Source organism: Halarcobacter ebronensis (assembly GCF_013201825.1).
Classification (GTDB): Bacteria; Campylobacterota; Campylobacteria; order Campylobacterales; family Arcobacteraceae; genus Halarcobacter; species Halarcobacter ebronensis.
This window is the reverse complement of the sequence record NZ_CP053836.1, coordinates 398,493-416,283: the sequence shown is the minus strand read 5'-3', so window position 1 is coordinate 416,283 and position 17,791 is coordinate 398,493. Positions and strand designations below refer to the sequence as shown.

Sequence of the window (17,791 nt, the reverse complement as noted above, 5' to 3'; positions counted from 1 at the left end):
GTTTTTTTAATATTCAACAGTTACACCATCATTATCAAAGTCTCTTGTTAACACTTTAAAATGTGGAAATTTATTTTTTAACTCTTTTTCAACTCTTTGAGCATCTTCATTAAGACAAATTGTAAATAGTGTTGAACCTGAACCTGAAAGTGTACTCATCAAAGCACCACATTTAAGTGCAGTTTTTTGCACATCAAAGAGTTCTGGCATCTGTTTCATTCTATATTTTTGATGTATTTTATCTTGAGAAGCCAATTTTAGTGTATCCCAATCTTCACTCATAAAAGCAGCAGTCAATAAAGATGAGTGAGAAATATTAAAAACTGCATCCTCTTTAGAGTATTTAAAAGGTAAAGCTTTTCTTGCAAGTTGAGTTGATATAGGTCTATTTGGTATTACAACAACTGCTTTTAAAGTTTTTGGCATATTTTTTCTAATATATTTTACTTCATTATCTTGTACAGTTGCCACATTAAATCCACCCATAACTGCTGGAGTAATATTATCAGGATGACTCTCATAAGCTAAAGCTAGATTGAGTAATTTGTCTTTATCAATTTCAATACCCTCAATTGCATAAGCACTTGCAATTGCTGAAACAATAACAGCAGAAGAACTTCCAAGCCCTCTTGAAAGTGGAATATCATTGGCAAATTCAAATCTAAAATGTCTTTTTTTGTTTGACAAATTTTGATAAAAATCATTAAAAATTGCAATAAACATATTGTTATCTTTTAGCACTGGGTTATTAGCACCCTCACCTTTTAAAGAAACACTATGAAATTTTGATGGTTTGATACTCACTTGATTGTGAAGTGAAATAGCCAAACCTAGAGTATCAAACCCCGGTCCCAAATTTGCACTTGTTGCAGGAACACATATTCTCAAACTTTTTCCTTTTAAACAGCAGGTAAATTGTAAATTGGCAGAGTATCAATATTTGATTTAATATTTTTTAAACTCTCTGGCAATTTAAAGGCTGACATTTTACAGTTATTTTCTAAAAAGTCAACTTTAATACCATCTTTACTATTTATAAAATATTTTTTTCCTATTGCTTTAATAGGTGAATTTTCATTAAATTCAAACCCGCAACAAGCCTCTAAGCTTATGTTTTTAACAATAGAGATTGATTTTAAAAAGATATAGGCAACTTTTATTGCCATATAAGATCCAGGCGTATTTACATAATAAATTTTAACTATTTTAAAATCTGTTAGAATCTCTTTAAAAAGTGAAGGGAGAATATCAGAAGTCATTCCCTCTTTTTCATAAGTTTTTATAAGTTGTTTATCTTTATAGATACCAACTAAAAGTGGTGTAGAAATACTTATTACTAAAACTTCAATCATATATTATACAACTGCCTTTGAGTAAGCAAGCTCAAATACTTCAGCCTCTTCTTGCGCCTCTTCTAAATTTATTATTTCATAATTTGCTTCATCTTCATATAGCTTTTTTGTAAGTAAATGATTTAAGTGATGGCTTCCTGCATGGGCATTATACTCTCCCACAAGAGTATATCCAAGCAGTGCCATATCTCCTATGGCATCAAGAATTTTATGTCTTACAAATTCATCTTCATATCTTAAACCTTCAGGGTTTAAAACTTTTGAATGATCTAGTACAATAGCATTTTCCATACTTCCCCCTTGTGCTAAACCAATACTTCTTAAATATTGAACTTCATGCAAAAACCCAAAAGTTCTTGCTCTACTTATATTCTCTTTATATTCAGCAATTGAGTAGTCAAAATGGAACTGTTGTTCTCCAATAACAGGGTGCTCAAAATTAATAGAAAAATCATAGATAATGTGGTTTGAAGGTTTTAATGCAACTTTTTTACCATCTTCCGTTGTTACTTCAACATCTTTTTTTATTTTTATTGCTCTTTTTGATTTTTCAAGCTCTTTTATTCCAGCCTCATCTATAAGCATACAATATCCAGAAGAACTTCCATCAAGAACTGGAACCTCATCATTATCAATAACAACTCTTAGATTATCAATACCATAAGCATAAACAGCAGATAATAGGTGTTCAATAGTAGAGACAACAACTCCATCTTTTCCAATTACTGTTGCCATTTTTGTATCTACAACATTTTCAATTTTCAAAGGAATTGTAACTCCTGCATCAACTCTATAAAACACTATTCCCATATCTGAGTCTAGTGGTTCAAGTCTCATCTTTACAGGAACTCCTTTATGAAGTCCAATTCCAACTATTTCGACACTTTTTTCTATTGTTCTTTGTCTCATTTGCTACTTCTTATCTCTTGATTAGCTTCTTCTAAAATATTTGTTACCCTTGTTTTAATCCAATTGGCATCCATCCACTCTAAAGGATTTACCTCTATTCCTTGAATCAAAACACCAAAATGTAAGTGATCTCCAAATACTGCCCCTGTGCTTCCAGTATTTGCTATCTCTTGACCAATTTTTAGCTCTTGATCTTTATTAACATTAAATCTACTTGTATGTGCATAAAGGGATTGAATTCCAAATCCATGATCTACAATCAAAGTATTTCCATATATTCCTAAATAATCACTAAAAATCACTTTCCCTTTATTTGAAATCTCAATTGGCGCATGTTTTATACTTGCCCAATCCATACCTAAATGCCAAGCTTCATCAATCTTTTCCCCATCATAATAATAAGATCTTCTTTCTGCAAAACCTGCAAATCTTTTTGAATTTTGCAATCTTTTAAAAGGTTTAATATCAAAACTTGTTTCTAACTCTTTAGACATATTATCAAGAGAAACCTTTTTAATTGTTTTAACATTGTTTGCTCTTAACTCTTCATTCTGTTTTACAAAAATTTCAACATTTGTTGTTGGAACATCATAACCACTTTTTTGAAGAACAGGAATAGAGACTCTGTTTACAAAATTGTCTGAAATTGTTAATTTATCTCTTTTAATAGCTAAATCTTTTATATAAAGAGGTATTTTTGTTATGGTTTTATTATTTGCTTTATCAACTGCTACTAAATTAACCCTTTCAAAAGAATCAAACTCTATATCAATAGGCCAAGCTATTATTGCTGTGTAAAATCCCTCTTTCATATAAGGGATTAGTTCAAATCTAGTGTCGTTATTAAAAGTAATATATTTATCTTCTAAATTCTCATCACTTACTTCAACTACAACAGCTGCACTTCCACCTCTTCTTATATTATATGAATTTGTTATAACTCTAGCTATTGGTCTTTTTTTGTCAATCTTTAAGTTATACTCTTCATAAGCTCTATTACCTTTAAAAAGATTCCACATTGAATTATCATAAGCTTCAATTACCAATTTTATCTCTTTTATATCAGGAGTTAAAGTAAGTGCTTTAATATTAAACCCTATACTCTTTCCTTTTGGTAAATTATTATTATCTAAAATAACTTCAGTTTTATCACCTGCTTCATAAAAAACTTTGAAAGATTTAATTCCACTATCATCAAAAAGTGAAACTTTAATATCATCTTTTACATTCCAATAACCATTGTTGTTAATAGTTATTTTAGGTGCAGTTTTTTCAAAAAGTGGAGAAAAATATACAAATCCTCCAATTATAATAACTATTATAATAAAAATAAAAAATAAAAATTTGCTTATATTACTATTTTGTCGTCTCAAGTATTTCCTTTAAAATCTCGTTTTTTACACTATTTATATCTGTACTTTCCATAGAAAAACCTGACGCGTTAAGGTGTCCTCCACCTCCATATTTAGAAGCTATTTTCGCAACATTAATCTTCTGCTTTGAACGCAAGCTTATTCTACAAGAACTATTTACAACTCTTACAAAAAGAGCAACTTTAACTATATGCATCTTCATTATCATATTTAGAACTTCATCACAGTCTCTATTATGTGCACCAGTCTCTTTAAACCACTCCTCTTTTGCATATATAGTTGCAATTTTACCTTCATTGTGAAGTTCAAGACTTTCTAAAACTTTTGGAATAATTCTATATTTTGCTAGGGAGTCTCTTCTTTTCAACTTATCTGCAATTTCAGAAGGACTAGCTCCAAACTCAACAAGATGATTTACTTTATCAAAAGTTAACTCATCACATCTATTTAAAGAGAATGCCAAAGAGTCATCATATATTCCAACATATAAAGAGGTAGCACTATTTTTTGTTATATACAATCCATTGAATTTAAAAAAGTCATAGATTATCTCAGCAGTTGAACTCTTCATAGGATCAACTAAATTTATATTGCCAAAAAAATCATTTGAATCATGGTGGTCAAAATTTATAATTGGTATTGTCTCATCAACTTCAAAACCAAATCTTTTTTTAGAGGCACAATCGCAAGAGATAACCAAATCATAAAATTTTGGCAGTTGGTCTGTAATTTTGTCATATCTATTTATAAAATCTAAACTTTTTGGTAAATCAGAACTTATATTAAAAACCTTATGTTTAATCTTATTTTCATAAAATAAATTTGACAAAGCTAAAGCCGAAGAGATAGAGTCTGGATCTGGATTTACATGGGTAATAATCAAGATATATCTACTCTTCTCAATAAGCTGTAATGCTTTTGCGTAATCTGTAGTATTTATTTTATTATTTAAGATAAAGTCTTTTTTCATTCCTTCAGTATGCCTTAGTTTTATTAACCAATCGTAAATTAATCAAACTTCATTGAAAAATCTAGCCAAGTTGCTTGGTGAATTATACTTCCACTACTAATTGCATCTACACCTGTTAGAGCAAATTCTCTTACTGTATCTATTGATATATTTCCAGAAGCTTCCAATAAAATATGAGGATGAACTTTGTTTCTATATTCAACTACCTCTTTTATCTGTGCAGTTGTCATATTGTCACACATTATTATATCAGCTCCAGCTTCCATTGCCTCTTTTACTTGAGTAAAAGTTTCACACTCTATCTCAATTTTTGTAACCCAAGAGATTCTTCTTCTAGCATTTTTAATAAAGCCTTTTAAATCTGTAATTGTTCTTAAGTGAGTGTCTTTTAACATTAAACAATCATCAAGTCCAAGCCTATGATTTATTGCTCCACCTACTCTACTTGCATACTTTTCAAAATCTCTTAATTGAGGTCTTGTTTTTCTTGTATCTAATAAAGAGACATTTAAATCCTCAATTTTTGAAGCAAACTTATTTGCCATTGTTGCTATTCCACTTGCATGTTGGAGCATATTTAAAAAAGTTCTTTCACTCGATAAAAGAATTGAAGCTTTACCTTCAAGTACAGCTATCACGTCACCTTTTTTAAGTTTTTCACCATCATGTTTTAAAAATTTGCAATCAAACTTTTCAGTTTTTGCCAAAGCTTTAGCATATGTTTCCCCAGCTAAAACACCCTCATCTTTTGCAATCACTTTTGCTTTAAATTTTCCCTTTGGAGCAACATCAAAAAATAGATCGCCTCTACCATTATCTTCTATAATGGCATTTTTAACAAATTTTTTAATATTTATCATATCTCTAGCATCCTCTCTAGTGCAACCCTTGCCCATTTTATTACATCATCATTAACTTTTATTAAAGTCTCTTCACTTATATTATCATCTTCTATTGATTTTAAAGTTCTATATACATCTTCCAATGTAGTTTCATTCATAGTTGGACACTCAGGTTTTGTTGAACTTAATATATATGTATTTTTTTGTCTTAATCTATTTACCATATTAAACTCTGTTCCAACTGCAACTTTTTGTTCAACAGGCAACTCTTTTATATATTTTATAAGTTGTGAAGTTGAACCAACAAAATCTGCTATATCACAAACTTTTGGATCACACTCTGGATGAACAGCAATTAAGATATCTGGATATTTTTCCCTATAAAACTCTACATCTTCTACTGTAAAAAGCTGGTGAACTGAACAAAAACCATTATAACAGATAATATCAGCCTCTTTTAAATTGCTTCCATCTCCAACAACTGCTGATTTAAGATTTAATGATTTTGCAAAATTTTGTCCTAAACATCTATCTGGAACAAAAAATATCTTTTTGCCCGATTCTAGACCTTTTTCTATTATTTTATAGGCATTTGAAGAGGTACAAACCATTCCACCCATTTGTCCAACTTTTGCTTTTACAGCTGCACTTGAGTTTATATATGTAATAGGAAGAATATTTTCATTTGGAATTCCAGCTTCATTTATCACTTTTAAATTTTGTTCATAATAGCCTTCATCAATCATTCTTGCCATTGCACAACAGGCAATTTTTGGCATAAGTACAGTTTTTTCTGGACTTAAAACCTTAACACTCTCACCCATAAAACCAACTCCGCAAAATACCACATATTTTGAGTCTGTCTCTTTTGCTTTTTTTGCTAATTCTAATGAGTCCCCTGTAATATCTGCTAATTCAAAGACTTCATCTCTTTGATAGAAGTGAGCCACAAGTGTTACATCTAGCTCATTTTTTAATCTAATAATCTCTTCTTTTAAATTCAATTTAAACCTTTAAAAGTTTCATACTTGTAGTTTAAGTGGGAATATAACAAATTTTTAGTTATAATCCACTTTACTAAAATTAAATATTAATTACTAAAGGTAATATATGGATTTTCTTTTCAATTTTAATATCCTATTTTTTCTTCTTGCATACTTAGCAGGGTCTATCCCTTTTGGACTTTTATTAGCAAAAATATTTGCAAATGTAAATATAAAAGAGCAAGGGAGCAAATCAATTGGGGCAACAAATGTTTTAAGAGTTGTAAAACAGACTAATCCTAAATTAGCAAAAAAACTTAGTATTGCAACTGTAGTTTTAGATGCACTTAAAGGTACAATTGTTTTATTAATAGCAATTGCTCTAGGAGCTAGCCAATCAACTCTTTGGGGAATTGGAGTTTTAGCAGTTCTTGGTCACTGTTACTCAATCTTCTTAAGCCTTGAAGGTGGGAAAGGGGTTGCAACAGGACTTGGGATATTTTTAGTTTTAATTCCAATTCCAACTATTATTGGTGCTATTGTATGGGTTGTATGTGGTAAAGTATTAAAAATTTCATCTCTATCTTCATTGTTAGGATTAACTGCTGTAATTATCTCTGCACTTTTTATTAATAATGGTCTTGGGGTTAATAGCAATGCTCCTATGTATATAATTGCATTTATTGTATATTATAAACATTTACCAAATATTATTAGACTTATAAAAGGTGAAGAAAAAAGAGTTATTTAATTTTGTAACTTTTTTGTAACTTAGAAAAACAGATGAAAATATCTATAGAAAATCTAACTTTTTATTGCATTATAGGAATCCTTGATTTTGAAAGAGAAAAAGAACAAAAAGTTATATTAGATATAAGCTTTAAATATAATTATAATAACTCTTCAAATTTTATTGATTATTCATCTGTAACTGCTGATATTGAAGCTATTATGAAAGAAAAAAGATTTAAACTAATAGAAGAAGCAATTATCTATTTAGATAAATTTTTAAAAGAAAAATATAGTATAAAAAAGGTGAAAATCAAGATCTCAAAGCCAAATATTTTACCAAATTGTAGAGTCTCTATAAATAATAGTTAATTTTATTTTTAGATATTAAAATAAACTTAAACCACCTAGCATCTCTTTTATTTTACAATAATTTAAGATAACTTTTATTTTTAGTTGTGTAAAATTTAACCAACGGTAATCCGGAAAAGTATCTAGAGCCTTTCTAGGTAGTTCGCGCGTCCGGTTAACTGCTTACAAATTTTGTTAAAATTAGGAGAACAAATGAAAAAATTCGCAAAAATGAGTTTAGTAGCTGCTGTTGCAGTTGCTGGTTTCACATCTGCTGCTTCAGCTAAACCACTAGAAGAAGCAATCAAAAACGTTGACGTATCTGGATCTGTAGTTTACAGATATAATGATTATCAAGATGATTACAATGGTGCTACTACAAATAAAACAAGTAACAACTACAAAATCGGTTTAACTGCTAAAGCTAAAGTTAATGATGATGTAACTGCTGTTACTAGATTTATCATTGGTAATCCAACTACAAATGACTTAGGTCTTGCTAGTTTAGATACTGGTACTTCTGGAGATGCAAGTGTTGATGTAGAATTATCAAATGTTTATTTTTCATATACTGGATTAGCTAATACTACAATTAATGTTGGTAAACAAGGGTTAACTACTCCTTGGACTGTAGCTGTTGATTCAGATTCAAATGAGCAAACTGGTACTGGTATCTTAGCATTAACAAATGTTGGACCTGTTACTTTAGCTGCGGCATACTTTAACCAAACTAACTTAAATGTTTCTGGTGATGATACTACTACTCTTGGAAATCTTGGAACTGCTGCTGGAGTTAATGTAGGTGCAACTGATATTTGGACAGTTGCAATTATGGGAAATATTGGACCAGTTGCTTTAGATGCTTGGTACTTAGATATGGATGAGCTTTTTGATACATTTACTTTAGGTGCAAAAGCTAAATTTGATCTTGATGCACTTAAATTAGGGATTGAAGCTAGATATACTTCATTAGATACAGATGATTTTAATGCAGATAATGAATTATGGAAACTTGCATTAAGTGCTCAATATGGTATCTTTGATGCTTCTATTAAATACGCTGGTACTGATAAAGAGGGTGGTTTAGTTGCACTTGATAATGATGCTGAAACAGTATTTAATACTTGGAATGTAACTCCAAATGGGGAAAAAGATGCAGATTTCTGGAACGTAGTACTTGGTGTTCAAGCATTACCTTCACTTCATGTTTCAGCTAATTACTCTCATATGGAATATGAAGAAAATGCAGAGCAAGAAGAGTTATATGCACAATTTAAATATAAAATGTCTAAAAACTTTGGTGGATATATCAGATATGGTCAATATACTAAAGATGACAACACTGGTGTAGAAGTTGTTGATGGAACAAGAGGAAGACTTCAAGTTGAATACACTTTCTAATTTGAAAGTTTAATCTACTAAATTCATTTAGGTTAGAGGATTTTCCTCTAACCTTTTTTTTTACTCAATTTTATTTAACTAATTTATGCTAAAATATCCTTAATTTATTAATAAGGATAATAATGAGACTACTTTCGACAATTACTTTAGCTTCAATCTTTACTTTAAGCATTGCTACTGCACAAACAACTATGTGTTTTAAAGAGAACCACAAAGATATGTCAACAATTGAGAATACAAATCTTAATGGTGGAGAGTGTAATGGAACAAAATCTTTAACTCAAATGAAAAAAGAGGGATGGGAAGTTGCTGATATAAATATTACACCTACAAATGATGGTAAAAATTATATCTATATTCTAAAAAAAGATGAAAAACCTACTTCTTCTATTGATGAAGCTGCCTTAGAACAAAAAATCTTACAAAAATTAGAAGATAGAAAAAAAGAGGAAATTGAGATAAAAAAACAACAAATTTATGCTCAAAAAAGTAAATCTGGAGAAAAACTTTTTAAAAATAAATGTGTTACATGTCATGGTGAAAAAGGTGAATTAAAAGCAAAAGGTGTATCAAGACCTATTAATAGCTTGAATTTAGATGACTTTACATTATCTATTAGAGATTATAATCTAGGAACTTATGATAGAGGATTAGCTATGGTTATGAGACCTTATGCTCTTTCAATGGATAGTAATGATATTAAAAATGTATATGTATATTTAAAAAGTATAAATGAGAAAGAAGAAGCTAAAAAATAATGGATGCATACGAGTATACAGAACTTCTTAAACTATTAAATAAAAAACTTACAAATATTAAAAACATACTAAAACCTAGTGAACTTAACACTAGGTTAAAAGAGATTGAAGAGTTAGAATCAGATGCAAATTTTTGGAGCGATATTGCTGCTGCAACAAATATTGGTATTGAGAAAAATAGAATTTTAGGTAAACTCTCAAAATTTAATAAAGCCAATCAAGCTTTAGAAAATGCCAATGAACTTTATGAACTTGCAGTTGATGAAAAAGATGATGAAACTATAGAGATGCTTTATGATGAAGCAGAAGATTTAGAACAGTTAATTAAAGCTACAGAAATCTCTGTTATGTTAAGTAATCCAGATGATACACTAAATGCAATTGTTTCTATTCATCCAGGTGCAGGAGGAACTGAATCACAGGATTGGGCAAGTATTCTTTATAGAATGTATCTAAGATGGGCAGAAAGAGAAGATTATAAAGTTGAACTACTTGATTATCAAGATGGGGAAGAAGCAGGTATAAAGGATGTCTCTTTTATAATTAAAGGCGAAAACGCATATGGTTATTTAAAAGCTGAAAATGGTATTCATAGACTTGTTAGAATCTCTCCTTTTGACTCAAATGCAAAAAGACATACCTCTTTTGCTTCTGTTATGGTAAGCCCTGAAGTTGATGATAATATTGATATTGAAATAGAAGATAAAGATATTAGAATTGATACTTATAGATCAAGTGGTGCCGGTGGACAACACGTAAATAAAACTGAATCTGCTATTAGGATTACACATATTCCAACAGGTATTGTAGTTCAATGTCAAAATGATAGATCTCAACATAAAAATAAAGCAAGTGCAATGAAGATGCTTAAATCAAGACTATATGAATTTGAACTTGAGAAACAAAAGGCACAAGCTGACGGTATTGAAAAAAGCGAAATTGGTTGGGGACATCAAATAAGATCTTATGTTTTACAACCCTATCAACAAGTAAAAGATACTAGAAGTAATATTGGTTATTCAAATGTATCGGCTATTTTAGATGGTGATATTACAAGAATAATTGAGGATGTATTGATTGCTACATCAAAAAAAGTTTAATAATAATGAAATTTTTCTCAATAGTTTAAAAAATAAACAACATTTTAATCAGATTTAAAAAAAAAATTAATATAATTATGTTGCGATTCAAATTTTCAAAAGGAAACAAAATGACAAAATTCGTAAAAATGAGTCTTGTTGCTGCAGTTGCAGTTACTGGATTATCTACAACTTCTTTTGCACAACCATTAGAAGAAGCTATTAAAAACGTTGACGTATCAGGAACAGTAGTTTACAGATATAATGACTATGAGTCAAAAGCTGCTACAAACAATAATGCTACAAACAACTACAAAATGGCTGTAAATGTAAGCTCAAAAGTAAATGATGATATTACTGCAAATACTAGATTTATTATGGGTAAAGATGGTACTACTGATGCTGTTGGTTTAGGAACATCTACTGATGGTGATGCAAGTGTAAATGTACAACTTTCAGAAGTTAACTTTACATATACAGGTGTTCAAGGTTTATCAGTTACTGTTGGTAAACAAGGTATAGCTACTCCATGGACTGTTGCAAGAGATTCAATGGGTGACGAACAAACTGGTACTGGTGTTGTTGCAGTTTATAGCTTTGGACCTGCTACTTTAGTTGGTGCATACTTCAACCAAACAAACTTTAATTCTGCAGAAACAGGATTAAGTGGTTCTAAAGATATTTATGTTTTAGGTGCAATGGCAACTTTTGCTGGTATAACTCTTGATGGATTTTATGCTGATTTAGATGATAACTTTGATGCATATACAATTGGAGTAAATGGTTCTTTTGATTTAGGTGCAGTAAATTTAGCTCCATTTGCTAGATATTCTCAATTAGACCCTGAAGGTGCAGCTGCTACTGCACTTGGTACAACTGAAGATCAAAAATTATGGCAATTAGGATTAACTGCTACTATGGGTATTTTTGAAGGTTTCGTTGCATATGGTGAATCAGGAAGCAATGGTGGATTAGTATATATTGATTCAGGTGCTGCTACAAATATGGATTACCACTGGAGAGTAACTGCAGATGGTTCTGCGGATACTGATTATTTATATGTTCATGCAACTGCACAAGTTACAGATAAAATCAATGTAGGTCTATACTACTCTGAAGCAGATTATAAAACTGCAAATGATGTTGATGAAATTTATGGAAAAGTTTCTTACCAAATGTCTAAAAACTTTGAAACATATGTTCAATTCGGTGAATATAGTGTTGATGGTTCAGATGCTGATGGAAGTATGGGAAGACTTAACGTACAATATACTTTCTAATAAAAGATATTATACAATTTCCTAAAGGGGTTATTGTAAAATAGCCCCTTTTTTATTATCTATTACATAAATCTTTATAGATGCAAAACTGACAAGAAGATAAGCTCTCACATTTTTCAAAGTTTACACTTGTAGTTGATAAGTTTAAAAGAATCTCTTCTAATCTTTTTATTTTTTCATCTATTGCAATCTCTTCTTTTAGTTCAAGTTCATATAAATCATAATAAAAACATCTTATGTTGTCATTTTTATATAATTCATTTAAAGCTAAATAATAAAACTCTAGCTGGAAGTCTATAGATTTATCAAAATTCTTAAGAGTATCTACTTTTAAAGTACTGCTTGTTTTATAATCAATTACATTAAAACTATTCCCAGCTTGCTTTTCAACTCTATCAATTGTTCCTCTTAGTTTAATATTATTAAACTCAATCAAAAATGGTTTTTCAAGTTTTATTATTGTTATATTATTCTCTTTTACTCTCTTTAAATCAAGAACTATAAACTCTTCTACTCTTTTCTTCCAAAGTTCTAAATCTAGATTTAAAAAACTATTTGTACTTCTATATTTATCAAACAGTTCTGCAACCTTTTTAGTGTTGTACTCTTTTTGTTTATAAAACTCTTCAAGTATACTATGAACTATACTTCCAAGTTCATACCCTTTTGGTTTTAAAGAGATATCATGCTCTTTTATTTTTAATATATGATTTAGATAATATTTTCTCTTGCACTCTAAGAACTCTTTTAATGAGCTTGCACTCCAAGTAATTTTTGACAAATCAATATCTAATATAATCTCTTTATCAAAGTGAGTTAGGCTTTTATTTTTATATAAAATATGTTTATAGTTATTGTCAAAAACTTTACTCTCAATACTATTTTTAAAAAGATCATTTGCAAATCTACTTATTTGTTCATTATCATTTTTTACATAGGAGATTATTATTGTTTTAGTACTGTCAACAACTCTTTTGTAATAATATTTTTGTAAATTTTCCCTATCAAAAGAGGTTGGTAATTTTGCACTGTTTTTTACCCTTGTTGATAAAAACTTATCTTTTTTACTTCTCTTTGGTATCAGACTCTCATTAAAATCACATATTATAATAGCATCAAACTCTAATCTTCTACTCTCTAAAAGACCCATTACTGTTATTTTTCCTGAGTTTATATCATCTAAAGTAAGTTGTGATACTTTCTGATAAAAAATTTTATATGCGTCTTTTAACCGTATTTTTTCACCAAAAGAAAAGATAATCTTATATAGTTTATAGACTAACTCTTTAAACTTTTCTAGAAGCTCTTTATTACTCTCCTTTGTAATAAAATAACCAATCATATCTTCAAAAAGATGTTCACTTATTGCATTGTTCCAATTTTTTTTAAATAAATTATCTATAAATGTTATATCACACTCAATAAACTCAAGATTCTTTATATTTTTTATTTCATCTTCATTCATATAGGCATATATTCCATCAATAATTCTAAAAAGATTACTAGTATAGATATCTAAGCCCATAGCGTAATTAAAATAGCCCTCATTGTCAAAAATCTTTATTGTTGATGCAAATGATTCATTTGGAAGTATTAAAGCTATTTTAGAAGGTTCTACGCCATTATTAACCAAATCAACAATTGATTTCTTTATAAATGCAATTTGGTTTATTTGTGAGCTAAAACCTTTAATATTAATAGTTTTGGTATTTTGTTCTATTTTCTCTTTTTCAATAACTTTTCTATTTGAAAAATCAATTTTGTATCTATAACCTACTTCTAACTCAATCCCTATATTTATAAACTTTTCAATTGATTTTTCATTATATTCATAATAATAAAACTCAATTATTAGTTTTGATAGTTTTGATATCTCTTTTATTAGTTCAAATTCAAAATTTGTAAAATAACCTTCAAAATATAATTCTATTGTTTCATATCTTTTTATAAAATCTATATTTATTGAGTAGAATTTAGAAAAGTTAACCCTATCAACAAAACTCTTTTCATCTAAGATTTTTAAGTAGTTAGCTTGTATCTCTTTTAATATATTTAAATGTTCACTATAAAAATCGTAAGTATCAACAGACTCAATAGAATTTATATCAACATTTTCACTTGCTAACTCAATAAAAAATCTATATATATAATCACTTTGTTTAATAAAATGGTTAAAAGATGAGTTTATTCCCAATGCAGCTAAATTAACATTTTTTACTGCCTCTTTTAAATAAAGAACTCTTTCATCCTCATCCAAATATTTTCTATTATTAAAAAGTAGTGATTTTTTAAAAAACTCATCAATTGTAATTATGGAAGGGAGAAGAGTATTAAACTCTTTTTTAGAGTTTACATACTCCCTTATAGATCTAGAAGTTGGAAAAACTAAAAGTTTTTTTCTAGATTGCATTTGATTTTATATAAAAATAACCTATATTTTGGTCAATTAAGAATTTACCTGTAATATTCCAATTTCCTTTGTATGGTAGTGGAAAATTAGCTATATACTCACCTTTATCAAAAGAGAACTCTTTTGAAGTCAAATTAATAATATGACTATCATTTGTAGGTACAGTTATTTGAAGTTGAATATCAAGGTTTTTTATAACTTCACCATTATTTTTATCTAATGCAACTACTTTTATAATATTTTGTGTTGTTCTAAATATATCTTTATGATTTGATTTCTCTTCAATAGCTCTTTGCGCTAAAAACATATCTTTAAAATCTAATCCAAACTCTTTATTATTTATATATATTTTAAAATCATATTTTTTTTCAAAATCAATATTTGATGAAACCATCTTATTATAGTCTCTGTCAACATCATGATAAGTACTTAAAAAACTTTCATCTTTATGTACAGGAACCTTTAATGCAGAGTGAATGGTCCATACAATCATTGAGAAAACAAATGAAAATATCCCAATGAAAAATAGAGGCCAATAATTTCTTTTCATAATTTAAACATCCTATTTTTTTCTTTTAAGTATTGCAAAAGTGTATAATAGAATTCCTACTATAACCAATGTATACATAAATACTTTCCAGATAGTTCCTGCAACTTTTCCAGAACTTCCAATACTGCTTTCTAGTTTAATATTTTTTGATTCAGCAATGATATCTGCAATTGCAGCATAACCATTTAGCATTGATGCACTAGCTTTTGCAAATAGTGAATTTTTATCTTTTGAAGCAAGTAATGGTACAACATAGTCGTTTAAAACTTCATTTTTATTTAGCACAGTTTCTAACTGTGAAGACATAATTAAATTTACATGAGTATCTTCTACATACATTGTTAGAAGAACATATGGTTTTGCTAAACCATTTGTAATATTTGATTCGTACTCTTTTATATATTTAATTTTATCTTTTGTTGATATATTTTCATCAAGACCTAAAGATTTTTTTGCATATATATAGATATTTACACCAAGTTTATTTTGAGATTCTAAACCAATTTGTTCAATTTTTTCAACTGCCCTTTGGTCAATTAATCCATCATCACTTAAAACGAATTTGCTTGCATAGATATTTGTAGATAAAAAAAGTAGCAGTGAAATCACTGCTACTTTGAAGGAATTAGAGTTTTTCATTAACCAACAAATACTCTTGTAGAATCAATAAAACCTAAATAAACAGAAACCACTGCCATAACTCCCATTAAAAGCCAAATAATTTTATCCATCATTTACTCCTTATTTACCAACGAGGTCGTAGTATTTATGGTTATCAGGACTATTAGCTTTTAAAGCATTAAGGTCTTGATTAATTTTATAGAAGTTTTGTGCTTCTTTTTGTTGTACAATAATTGCATTAAAACCTAAAACAACCAAAATTGTTAAAAGTAAAACAACTGCAATTAACATTCCTGTGATACCATGAACAAGAGAAAACAATCCTCTTTCATTATCATTCATTTGTGAATTATCAGCCATCTTACTCTCCTATACTTCTAATATAAGTAGCCAATGCTTTCTCTTGTGTAGGGTTTAATCTACCTTTGAAATTAGGCATTGTACCAATATGTCCTTTTTTACCATTTGTTAATACAGCCATTACTAAAGTATCATCATACTCAGCAATATTTGGACCAACAAATGCGATACCTTTACCGTCTGCTCCGTGACATCCAGCACAAACTCCAAATGCAGCAGGTTGTTCACCCTTGAAACCACCAGCAACATAAGAAGAAACTGCATCAATATCAGCTTGTTCAGTTAACATCATTGGAGGCATTCCACCTGGGAAAGCAGTTTGAAGGTTATTTGAACCATTTTTAATAGTATACTCTACAGATTCTTTAGAAATTCTGTGAGTTAAGTTTTGTGCTTTACCATTGATACCTTCAGCATCAACACCGTGACAAGGAGCACATTGTACTAAAAATACTGATTGACCCATTGATACTAAAGTATCTTCAGATGGGTTTTCCCATTTTGAAGCAAATTTTGCATTATAATCATTTACTTCTTCATTCCATTGACCAATTTGTGAGAATCCATTTGTTGGATAACCAACTGTCCAGTACCATAATAACCAAACCATTGTTCCAACGAATGCTAATCCCCAACCAGTAGGAATAGGGTTTTTATATTCACCTATACCATCCCATTTTTCATTAGCTAATTCACCACTAGCTGTATCATTTTTAATTTGATTTACATATTTAAGTGCAACAAATACTGTAATAGTAATAATTGCTACAGCACCTAACATAGTTAAACTATTAATATAATCATCGCTATCAAAAGCATCACCTGCTACGAAGTAAGTTCCTGCCATTAAAGCGATAATAAGAATAATTCCACCTATAACCATAGACTTCATCTTATTTCTCCTTCTCTTTATTCTCTTTTTTTTCTTTTCTATCTTCGAGAGGATCAATAGAAGCTCCATCATCAAGTACTAATTTTGAGTACTTTTCGAAATCTCTCTCACCCTTTTTATCTCTTTTATAGATAGAATATGCATAAGAGTAAAATATGATGAATACAGCCAAGACTAGAAAAAACTTCGCATAGCCTTGAAATGTAAGTATTGCTTCTTGATCCATTTTAACCTCTATTTTAAAGAATTTAAATATGCAATTAATGCAACAATTTGAGGAACTTGACCGTTAGCCACGGCATCTTTTACAGCTTGATTTTTCATATCAGCAGCAATCGCTTTTGCTTCTTCTTTAGCTTTTGCAATAGCTGTCTCATAATCACCTAACTCAACATCAACTTTACCATCACCATCTAAATCAATATCATATGGTGTATTAAATACTGTTTTAACAGTAAATGCTTCCGCATATGCAGTATCTAAATCTGCCATATTTGTAAACATATGTGGGTAAGCTGGCATAATTGAACCTGGAACAACTGATGCAGGCTCTAACATATGGTTTTCATGCCAGTCTGTAGTTCTGTAGTTACCAACTCTCATTAAGTCTGGACCAGTTCTTTTTGATCCCCATAAGAATGGTCTATCATAAGCATACTCACCAGATAAAGAATACATACCATATCTGTCAGTTTCAGACTTAAATGGTCTAATTAACTGAGAGTGGCAAGCATTACAAGAATCTTTAATATAAACATGTCTACCTGCTAACTCTAATAGAGAGTATGGTTTTGTACCAACAGTAGGTCTTGATTGTTTTGCAAAATCAGGAATTACTTCCACAATACCTGCAAATGCAACGAAAATAAATAACAGTACCGAAAAGAAAAACGGTCTTTGTTCAAACCAATGAAACATAATAAACCTCCTT

At 29.4% G+C, this 17,791-nt stretch carries 20 protein-coding genes; 6 read left to right on the top strand and 14 right to left on the bottom strand.

Annotated elements, in window-relative coordinates; all coding sequences use genetic code 11:
- Window positions 1–6: 6 nt before the first annotated feature.
- The 7 genes from thrB to nadA are packed head-to-tail and all read right to left on the bottom strand — an operon-like array spanning window position 7 to window position 6,450.
- Window positions 7–888, bottom strand: coding sequence for a homoserine kinase (gene thrB / locus AEBR_RS02135; protein WP_128979812.1), 882 nt, complete (start codon window positions 886–888; stop codon window positions 7–9).
- 11 nt (window positions 889–899) lie between these two features.
- On the bottom strand, window positions 900–1,352 hold the full coding sequence (locus tag AEBR_RS02130) for a hypothetical protein (RefSeq protein WP_129086861.1): 453 nt from the start codon (window positions 1,350–1,352) through the stop codon (window positions 900–902).
- A 3-nt stretch (window positions 1,353–1,355) separates the two neighbouring features.
- Window positions 1,356–2,261: a UDP-3-O-acyl-N-acetylglucosamine deacetylase gene (gene lpxC, locus AEBR_RS02125; protein ID WP_129086860.1), complete on the bottom strand. Its 906-nt coding sequence runs from the start codon at window positions 2,259–2,261 to the stop codon at window positions 1,356–1,358.
- Window positions 2,258–3,634 carry a M23 family metallopeptidase gene (locus AEBR_RS02120; RefSeq protein ID WP_129086859.1) on the bottom strand — a complete coding sequence of 459 codons (1,377 nt, stop codon included), beginning with the start codon at window positions 3,632–3,634 and terminating at the stop codon, window positions 2,258–2,260. The genes lpxC and AEBR_RS02120 overlap by 4 nt, the downstream gene beginning before the upstream one ends.
- Complete coding sequence (locus AEBR_RS02115) at window positions 3,618–4,604, bottom strand: DHH family phosphoesterase (RefSeq protein WP_129086858.1); 987 nt, start codon at window positions 4,602–4,604, stop codon at window positions 3,618–3,620. The genes AEBR_RS02120 and AEBR_RS02115 overlap by 17 nt, the downstream gene beginning before the upstream one ends.
- A 38-nt stretch (window positions 4,605–4,642) precedes the next feature.
- The gene (gene nadC / locus AEBR_RS02110) at window positions 4,643–5,464 is read right to left on the bottom strand and encodes a carboxylating nicotinate-nucleotide diphosphorylase (protein ID WP_129086857.1); all 822 of its coding nucleotides are present in this window, start codon (window positions 5,462–5,464) and stop codon (window positions 4,643–4,645) included.
- The gene (gene nadA, locus AEBR_RS02105; RefSeq protein ID WP_129086856.1) at window positions 5,461–6,450 is read right to left on the bottom strand and encodes a quinolinate synthase NadA; all 990 of its coding nucleotides are present in this window, start codon (window positions 6,448–6,450) and stop codon (window positions 5,461–5,463) included. Before nadA ends, nadC begins: the two co-directional genes overlap by 4 nt.
- Before the next feature lie 106 nt (window positions 6,451–6,556).
- Between nadA and plsY the strand changes: the two genes are divergently transcribed.
- The 6 genes from plsY (at window position 6,557) to AEBR_RS02075 (ending at window position 12,027) form a co-directional block, all read left to right on the top strand.
- Window positions 6,557–7,180 (top strand): glycerol-3-phosphate 1-O-acyltransferase PlsY, encoded by a 624-nt coding sequence (plsY, locus tag AEBR_RS02100; RefSeq protein ID WP_129086855.1) that lies wholly within the window; start codon window positions 6,557–6,559, stop codon window positions 7,178–7,180.
- Between the two features lie 32 nt (window positions 7,181–7,212).
- A complete protein-coding gene (locus tag AEBR_RS02095; RefSeq protein WP_129086854.1) occupies window positions 7,213–7,530 on the top strand; it encodes a dihydroneopterin aldolase in 318 nt (105 codons plus the stop codon).
- A 192-nt stretch (window positions 7,531–7,722) separates the two neighbouring features.
- Window positions 7,723–8,910: a major outer membrane protein gene (locus AEBR_RS02090; protein WP_129086853.1), complete on the top strand. Its 1,188-nt coding sequence runs from the start codon at window positions 7,723–7,725 to the stop codon at window positions 8,908–8,910.
- 122 nt (window positions 8,911–9,032) lie between these two features.
- Window positions 9,033–9,668 carry a c-type cytochrome gene (locus AEBR_RS02085; RefSeq protein ID WP_129086852.1) on the top strand — a complete coding sequence of 212 codons (636 nt, stop codon included), beginning with the start codon at window positions 9,033–9,035 and terminating at the stop codon, window positions 9,666–9,668.
- Window positions 9,668–10,768, top strand: a complete 1,101-nt coding sequence (gene prfB, locus AEBR_RS02080; protein ID WP_129086851.1) for a peptide chain release factor 2 — start codon at window positions 9,668–9,670, stop codon at window positions 10,766–10,768. Before AEBR_RS02085 ends, prfB begins: the two co-directional genes overlap by 1 nt.
- Before the next feature lie 110 nt (window positions 10,769–10,878).
- Entirely contained in the window at window positions 10,879–12,027 is a 1,149-nt protein-coding gene (locus AEBR_RS02075) for a major outer membrane protein (protein ID WP_164969462.1), read from the top strand.
- A 55-nt stretch (window positions 12,028–12,082) separates the two neighbouring features.
- Here the strand turns inward: AEBR_RS02075 and AEBR_RS02070 are convergent, their stop codons facing one another.
- The 7 genes from AEBR_RS02070 to ccoO all read right to left on the bottom strand — a co-directional run bounded on the left by AEBR_RS02070 (window position 12,083) and on the right by ccoO (window position 17,778).
- Entirely contained in the window at window positions 12,083–14,437 is a 2,355-nt protein-coding gene (locus tag AEBR_RS02070; protein ID WP_129086849.1) for a PD-(D/E)XK nuclease family protein, read from the bottom strand.
- A complete protein-coding gene (locus AEBR_RS02065) occupies window positions 14,427–14,987 on the bottom strand; it encodes a hypothetical protein (protein WP_129086848.1) in 561 nt (186 codons plus the stop codon). Before AEBR_RS02065 ends, AEBR_RS02070 begins: the two co-directional genes overlap by 11 nt.
- Window positions 14,988–14,999: 12 nt before the next feature.
- Window positions 15,000–15,626, bottom strand: coding sequence for a hypothetical protein (locus AEBR_RS02060; RefSeq protein ID WP_129086847.1), 627 nt, complete (start codon window positions 15,624–15,626; stop codon window positions 15,000–15,002).
- Between the two features lie 102 nt (window positions 15,627–15,728).
- Window positions 15,729–15,968 carry a DUF4006 family protein gene (locus tag AEBR_RS02055; RefSeq protein WP_128979780.1) on the bottom strand — a complete coding sequence of 80 codons (240 nt, stop codon included), beginning with the start codon at window positions 15,966–15,968 and terminating at the stop codon, window positions 15,729–15,731.
- 1 nt (window position 15,969) lies between these two features.
- Window positions 15,970–16,860 (bottom strand): c-type cytochrome, encoded by an 891-nt coding sequence (locus tag AEBR_RS02050; RefSeq protein WP_128979778.1) that lies wholly within the window; start codon window positions 16,858–16,860, stop codon window positions 15,970–15,972.
- 1 nt (window position 16,861) lies between these two features.
- Window positions 16,862–17,086 carry a CcoQ/FixQ family Cbb3-type cytochrome c oxidase assembly chaperone gene (locus AEBR_RS02045; protein WP_128979776.1) on the bottom strand — a complete coding sequence of 75 codons (225 nt, stop codon included), beginning with the start codon at window positions 17,084–17,086 and terminating at the stop codon, window positions 16,862–16,864.
- A gap of 8 nt (window positions 17,087–17,094) precedes the next feature.
- Window positions 17,095–17,778, bottom strand: coding sequence for a cytochrome-c oxidase, cbb3-type subunit II (gene ccoO / locus AEBR_RS02040; protein WP_128979774.1), 684 nt, complete (start codon window positions 17,776–17,778; stop codon window positions 17,095–17,097).
- Window positions 17,779–17,791: the final 13 nt, after the last annotated feature.

What these genes read in the sequence shown, in the direction of transcription:
- AEBR_RS02130 (WP_129086861.1), bottom strand. Translation starts at nt 1,352, where the DNA reads ATGATTGAAGTTTTAGTAATAAGTATTTCTACACCACTTTTAGTTGGT.
- lpxC (WP_129086860.1), bottom strand. Translation starts at nt 2,261, where the DNA reads ATGAGACAAAGAACAATAGAAAAAAGTGTCGAAATAGTTGGAATTGGA.
- AEBR_RS02115 (WP_129086858.1), bottom strand. Translation starts at nt 4,604, where the DNA reads ATGAAAAAAGACTTTATCTTAAATAATAAAATAAATACTACAGATTAC.
- nadC (WP_129086857.1), bottom strand. Translation starts at nt 5,464, where the DNA reads ATGATAAATATTAAAAAATTTGTTAAAAATGCCATTATAGAAGATAAT.
- plsY (WP_129086855.1), top strand. Translation starts at nt 6,557, where the DNA reads ATGGATTTTCTTTTCAATTTTAATATCCTATTTTTTCTTCTTGCATAC.
- AEBR_RS02095 (WP_129086854.1), top strand. Translation starts at nt 7,213, where the DNA reads ATGAAAATATCTATAGAAAATCTAACTTTTTATTGCATTATAGGAATC.
- AEBR_RS02090 (WP_129086853.1), top strand. Translation starts at nt 7,723, where the DNA reads ATGAAAAAATTCGCAAAAATGAGTTTAGTAGCTGCTGTTGCAGTTGCT.
- AEBR_RS02085 (WP_129086852.1), top strand. Translation starts at nt 9,033, where the DNA reads ATGAGACTACTTTCGACAATTACTTTAGCTTCAATCTTTACTTTAAGC.
- prfB (WP_129086851.1), top strand. Translation starts at nt 9,668, where the DNA reads ATGGATGCATACGAGTATACAGAACTTCTTAAACTATTAAATAAAAAA.
- AEBR_RS02075 (WP_164969462.1), top strand. Translation starts at nt 10,879, where the DNA reads ATGACAAAATTCGTAAAAATGAGTCTTGTTGCTGCAGTTGCAGTTACT.
- AEBR_RS02070 (WP_129086849.1), bottom strand. Translation starts at nt 14,437, where the DNA reads ATGCAATCTAGAAAAAAACTTTTAGTTTTTCCAACTTCTAGATCTATA.
- AEBR_RS02065 (WP_129086848.1), bottom strand. Translation starts at nt 14,987, where the DNA reads ATGAAAAGAAATTATTGGCCTCTATTTTTCATTGGGATATTTTCATTT.
- AEBR_RS02060 (WP_129086847.1), bottom strand. Translation starts at nt 15,626, where the DNA reads ATGAAAAACTCTAATTCCTTCAAAGTAGCAGTGATTTCACTGCTACTT.
- AEBR_RS02055 (WP_128979780.1), bottom strand. Translation starts at nt 15,968, where the DNA reads ATGGCTGATAATTCACAAATGAATGATAATGAAAGAGGATTGTTTTCT.
- AEBR_RS02050 (WP_128979778.1), bottom strand. Translation starts at nt 16,860, where the DNA reads ATGAAGTCTATGGTTATAGGTGGAATTATTCTTATTATCGCTTTAATG.
- AEBR_RS02045 (WP_128979776.1), bottom strand. Translation starts at nt 17,086, where the DNA reads ATGGATCAAGAAGCAATACTTACATTTCAAGGCTATGCGAAGTTTTTT.
- ccoO (WP_128979774.1), bottom strand. Translation starts at nt 17,778, where the DNA reads ATGTTTCATTGGTTTGAACAAAGACCGTTTTTCTTTTCGGTACTGTTA.